General features: G+C 60.0%; 5 protein-coding genes. All 5 read right to left on the bottom strand.

Going from position 1 to position 5,814, the window contains the following annotated elements; translation table 11 throughout:
• On the bottom strand, positions 1–148 hold a 148-nt coding region (locus AB3X89_RS38625), incomplete at its 3' end, for a GTP-binding protein (RefSeq protein ID WP_242665805.1).
• 48 nt (positions 149–196) lie between these two features.
• Positions 197–2,299 carry an elongation factor G gene (gene fusA, locus AB3X89_RS38620; RefSeq protein WP_368587865.1) on the bottom strand — a complete coding sequence of 701 codons (2,103 nt, stop codon included), beginning with the start codon at positions 2,297–2,299 and terminating at the stop codon, positions 197–199.
• 133 nt (positions 2,300–2,432) lie between these two features.
• On the bottom strand, positions 2,433–2,903 hold the full coding sequence (rpsG, locus tag AB3X89_RS38615) for a 30S ribosomal protein S7 (protein WP_006053291.1): 471 nt from the start codon (positions 2,901–2,903) through the stop codon (positions 2,433–2,435).
• Positions 2,904–3,084: 181 nt separating this feature from the next.
• Positions 3,085–3,465 carry a 30S ribosomal protein S12 gene (rpsL, locus tag AB3X89_RS38610; RefSeq protein ID WP_006053290.1) on the bottom strand — a complete coding sequence of 127 codons (381 nt, stop codon included), beginning with the start codon at positions 3,463–3,465 and terminating at the stop codon, positions 3,085–3,087.
• A gap of 220 nt (positions 3,466–3,685) precedes the next feature.
• Positions 3,686–5,533: a DNA helicase RecQ gene (gene recQ / locus AB3X89_RS38605; RefSeq protein WP_368587864.1), complete on the bottom strand. Its 1,848-nt coding sequence runs from the start codon at positions 5,531–5,533 to the stop codon at positions 3,686–3,688.
• Positions 5,534–5,814 lie beyond the last annotated feature (281 nt).

Below are 5,814 nucleotides of genomic sequence, written 5' to 3'. Positions count from 1 at the left end.
TCTGGTCGTAGGCCTTCGCCTCGCCGCCAAACTTCTGCGTCAGAACCGTCGTGATCGCTGCCGTCAGCGTGGTCTTGCCGTGGTCAACGTGACCGATCGTGCCCACGTTCACGTGCGGCTTGGTCCGTTCGAATTTACCTTTAGCCATGTTTCTCTTCTTTCAGTAAGTTAATCGTTGAATGACTTTGCCGCGCGATTACTTCGACTTCGCGTTGATGATCGCTTCCGACACGTTACGCGGAGCTTCAGCGTAGTGCTTGAACTCCATCGTGTACGTTGCACGACCCTGCGTCAGCGAACGCAGCGACGTCGAGTAGCCGAACATTTCCGACAGCGGCACTTCGGCGCGAACGATCTTGCCGCCACCAACCATGTCTTCCATGCCCTGAACGATACCGCGACGGCCCGACAGGTCGCCCATCACGTTGCCCATGTAATCTTCCGGCGTTTCGACTTCTACAGCCATCATCGGTTCGAGGATGACCGGGCTTGCCTTACGCATTGCTTCCTTGAACGCCATCGAACCGGCCATGCGGAACGCATTTTCGTTCGAATCAACGTCGTGATACGAACCGAACGTCAGGTGAACCTTAACGTCAACGACCGGGAAGCCTGCCAGCACGCCAGCCTTCAGCGTTTCCTGGATACCCTTGTCGACTGCTGGAATGTATTCGCGCGGAATCACGCCGCCCTTGATCTCGTCGAGGAATTCGTAACCCTTGCCTTGTTCGTTCGGCTCGAGCGTGATGACTGCGTGACCGTACTGACCGCGGCCGCCCGACTGCTTGACGAACTTGCCGTCAACGTCAGCCGCCGTGCTGCGGATCGTTTCGCGGTAAGCCACCTGCGGCTTGCCGACGGTCGCTTCCACGCCGAATTCACGCTTCATCCGGTCGACCAGAATTTCGAGGTGCAGTTCGCCCATACCCGAAATGATCGTTTGACCCGATTCTTCGTCCGTCTGAACGCGGAACGACGGATCTTCCTGAGCCAGGCGGTTCAGTGCCAGACCCATCTTTTCCTGGTCAGCCTTGGTCTTCGGCTCGACAGCCTGCGAAATCACCGGCTCCGGGAAAATCATGCGTTCGAGCACGATCGGGTTCTGCGGATCGCACAGCGTGTCGCCCGTGGTCGCCTCTTTCAGGCCGACCGCAGCAGCGATGTCGCCAGCGCGCACTTCCTTGATTTCTTCGCGCTGGTTCGCGTGCATCTGCAGAATACGACCCAGACGTTCCTTCTTGTCTTTGGTCGCGTTCAGCACCGTGTCGCCCGAATTGACGACGCCCGAGTACACACGGAAGAAGATCAGCTGGCCGACGAACGGGTCGGTCATGATCTTAAATGCCAGTGCCGAGAACTTTTCGTCGTCGGCCGCGCGGCGCTCAGCCTTTTCACCGTTTTCCAGTTCGCCGGTAACCGGCGGAATGTCGATCGGCGACGGCAGGAAGTCGAGCACGGCGTCCAGCATGCGCTGCACACCCTTGTTCTTGAACGCGGTGCCGCACAGCATCGGCTGGATTTCACAAGCGATCGTACGGTCGCGCAGACCCTTGATGATTTCCTCTTCGGTCAGCTCACCTGACTCGAGGTACTTGTTCATCATGTCTTCGTTCGCCTCAGCCGCAGCCTCGACCATCTTTTCACGCCATTCGTTGCACGTGTCGACGAGTTCTGCCGGGATGTCTTCGTACGAGAACTTGGTGCCTTGGGACGCGTCGTCCCAAATGATCGCCTTCATCTTCAACAGATCGACGACGCCCGTGAAGTTCTCTTCCGCGCCAATAGGCACGACGACCGGAACGGGGTTCGCCTTAAGACGCAGCTTGAGCTGGTCGTAGACCTTGAAGAAGTTCGCGCCGGTACGGTCCATCTTGTTGATGAACGCGAGACGGGGGACCTTGTACTTGTTAGCCTGACGCCACACGGTTTCCGACTGGGGCTGCACGCCGCCCACAGCGCAGTACACCATGCACGCGCCATCGAGCACACGCATCGAGCGCTCGACTTCGATCGTGAAGTCGACGTGGCCCGGGGTGTCGATGATGTTGATACGGTGTTCGGCGCGGTCGCCCGCCATGCCCTTCCAGAATGCCGTGGTAGCAGCGGAAGTAATCGTGATGCCGCGTTCCTGTTCCTGCTCCATCCAGTCCATGGTGGCAGCGCCGTCGTGAACTTCACCAATCTTGTGGTTCACGCCCGTGTAGAACAGAATGCGCTCGGTCGTCGTCGTTTTGCCGGCGTCGATGTGAGCGCTAATACCGATGTTACGGTAGCGCTCGATAGGAGTCTTGCGAGCCACTTTGATCCTCTATTGGGATGACGCGATGCGTGAGATGCCCATCGCGCTGTAACACAAACGGGCGAGGCGCCTTTGAAGCGCACCCGCCCGGAATTTCTTTCCGCTTTTCCGCTAAACCCGGGGTCGGGAAAGCTTAGAAACGGAAGTGCGAGAACGCCTTGTTGGCTTCTGCCATCCGGTGAACTTCGTCGCGCTTCTTCATCGCGCCGCCACGGCCTTCGGCCGCTTCGGAGAGTTCACCTGCCAGACGCAGGGCCATCGACTTCTCGCTGCGCTTCTTCGCGGCTTCACGCAGCCAACGCATCGCCAATGCCATACGACGCGACGGGCGCACTTCGACCGGAACCTGATAGTTCGCACCACCAACGCGGCGGCTCTTCACTTCGACCACCGGCTTGACGTTGTTGAGCGCCACCGTGAACACTTCCAGCGGGTCCTTGCCACCCTTGGTCTGGATCTGTTCGAAAGCGCCGTACACGATACGCTCGGCAACCGACTTCTTGCCGGAGAGCATCAGCACGTTCATGAATTTTGCTACATCAACGTTGCCGAACTTCGGATCCGGCAACACTTCCCGCTTGGGGACTTCGCGACGACGCGGCATGTTTCTTCCTTTACTTTTTCAGTTGGAGCTGCTTGCAGCCCCGCGGCCACCAACTAACCCGATTCATCCGTAAGACTAACCAGCCTGGTCGGGTGACCACTTACTCGACAGCACCGGCGATTCCGGCACCATCGCTATTACCGCCTTTGCAGGCGACCTGAAACTACGATTGACCGACTAATTACTTGCCAGCCTTAGCACGCTTCGCACCATACTTCGAGCGAGCCTGCTTACGGTCCTTGACGCCCTGGGTATCCAGCGAGCCACGAACCATGTGGTAACGCACACCCGGCAAGTCCTTCACACGGCCGCCGCGAATCAGCACGACCGAGTGTTCCTGCAAGTTGTGGCCTTCACCACCGATGTACGAAATGACTTCGAAGCCATTCGTCAGACGAACCTTGGCGACCTTACGGAGTGCCGAGTTCGGCTTCTTCGGCGTCGTGGTGTACACACGGGTGCACACGCCGCGACGCTGGGGGCAGTCCTGCAAAGCCGGGCTCTTGCTCTTCGTCGTTTCCGACGTGCGGCCTTTGCGAACCAGTTGATTGATGGTTGGCATTGTTTATTCCTGAAATTGAACAAAATCGACGCATCTGTTTCCGGGCAAAGCGGAAACGCCTGCGCATCGAACTTCCGGTTGGCCTACCTACGCACGAACTGAAGCCGCGCGCACGCATCCCAAGAACCGGAACCTAGCATAATATTCCGAAAATACTAAGGGAGTCAACAGGTTGCGATGTTTCGCATCGCTGTCAATCCGGCGAAATAGCCAGATGGGGTCAGTCGGCCGCTACGACGTTCAGCAGTTCGTAACCGAAACGGTCGAGTTTACGGGCGCCCATGCCTGGAATCCCACGCAGATCTTCGATCGAATCGGGGCCGAGACGGGCAATTTCCGCAAGCGTCGCGTCATGGAAAATCACATAAGCCGGCACGCCGTCGCTCTTCGCGGTTTCGGTGCGCCACATGCGTAGACGCTCCCAGCGGGCCCGCTCGCGAGGGCCCATCCCAATGGTCGGATCGGCGCGTTCGCTCGTGCGCCCCGACGATTGACGCGTGCGTGTGGGCTTGACGTAGCGCCGCATCGTCACCTTCTGCTCGCCCTTGAGCACCGGCTTGCTCGCCTCCGTGAGCACGAGCGAACCGAAGCCCTCGTGGTCGACCGTCAGGTAGCCGAATGCGACAAGCTGACGGAAGATCGCGCGCCATTCCGGCTCACCGAGCGCCGCGCCAATCCCAAACGTGGTCAGCTTCTCGTGCCCGCGCTGCAGGATTTTCTCGCTGCGGTTGCCGCGCAAAATGTCGATCAAGTGTCCGGCGCCGAAATGAAAGCCGCTCGCACGCTGCGCGCGAAACACGCACGACAGCGCCATCTGCGCCTCGCGCGTCGCATCCCAGGTCGGAGGCGGCTCGAGGCAGTTGTCGCAGTTTCCGCACGGTTGGCTCGTTTCGCCGAAGTACGCGAGCAGGCGCACCCGCCGGCAGGTCGCCGTTTCGCACAAACCGAGCAACGCATCGAGCTTGCCGGTCTGGACGCGCTTGTGGGCGTCATCGGCTTCGGATTCGTCGATCATCTTGCGCTGCTGCACGACGTCGCCGAGCCCGTAGGCCATCCACGCATTCGACGGTAGGCCGTCGCGGCCCGCCCGGCCGGTCTCCTGGTAGTACCCTTCCACGCTCTTTGGCAAATCCAGATGCGCGACGAACCGCACATCGGGTTTGTCGATGCCCATGCCGAACGCAATCGTCGCGCACATCACGATGCCTTCCTCGCGCTGGAACATTTCCTGATGCTTCTGGCGCACTTCGAATTCCATGCCGGCGTGGTATGGCAGCGCGCGCATGCCCTTTTCCTTCAACCACTCCGCGGTCTCCTCGACCTTGCGGCGCGACAGGCAATAGACGACGCCCGCGTCGGTCGTGCCGTCGGCCCTCGTGTGCTCGGCGCGGATGAAGTCGAGCAGCTGCGTGCGCGCGTTGTCTTTTTCAGCGATGCGATAGCGGATGTTCGGCCGATCGAAACTCGACACGAACACGCGCGCGTCCTCGAGCGCGAGACGGTGAATGATTTCGTCGCGCGTGATCGCGTCGGCGGTCGCGGTCAGCGCGATGCGCGGCACATTAGGAAAGCGCTCGTGCAGTACCGACAGCTGGATATATTCGGGCCGGAAATCGTGTCCCCATTGCGACACACAGTGCGCTTCGTCGATCGCGAAAAGGCCGATGCGCGTGCGCTCGAGCAGTTCCTGGAAGCGCGACGTCATCAGTCGCTCCGGAGCGACGTAGAGCAGATCGATGTCGCCGTCGCGAAGCGCCCGTTCGGTGGCCATCGCCTCCGAGCTCGACAGCGTCGAATTCAGATACGCGGCCCGCACGCCGGCTTCGGTCAACGCGGCCACCTGATCCTGCATCAGCGCGATCAGCGGCGACACCACGATGCCGGTGCCAAAGCCGCGTTCGCGCCGCACTAGCGACGGAATCTGATAGCACAGCGATTTGCCGCCGCCCGTCGGCATCAGCACGAGGCAATCGCCGCCATCGGCGACGTGCTCGACAATTTCGCCCTGCTGCCCTCTGAACGCGGGATAACCAAAGACTTCGTTGAGGATTTCGAGCGGACGGGACATGTATTTGACAGAGACGGCGAAGGGAACGGCACGCAGGCGGTGAGACGAATTTTACCAACGCATTTGCGCCGCGCCCGCGCTTTGCGACAACCTTGGCCATCCGGCCTAGGGGTGCTCCCGCGCATGGCGCCGATGCACGCGCAAAAAATGAGCAAAAAAAAGGTTCTTCGTAGAAAAGCGTGGAGCGATTTTTGCCAATTGCGTAATCTGATGCCTGAATTGAGGGGACATCAGGGGGAGAATTGCTCGATCGCAAGGCACTGCAGGCGCTGGGGTGCTGG

It is taken from the genome of Paraburkholderia sp. BR14320 (genome assembly GCF_040948665.1).
Taxonomy (GTDB): Bacteria; Pseudomonadota; Gammaproteobacteria; order Burkholderiales; family Burkholderiaceae; genus Paraburkholderia; species Paraburkholderia youngii.
The sequence above is the reverse complement of the archived record's forward strand: the minus strand, read 5'-3'. Positions and strand labels throughout refer to the sequence as shown.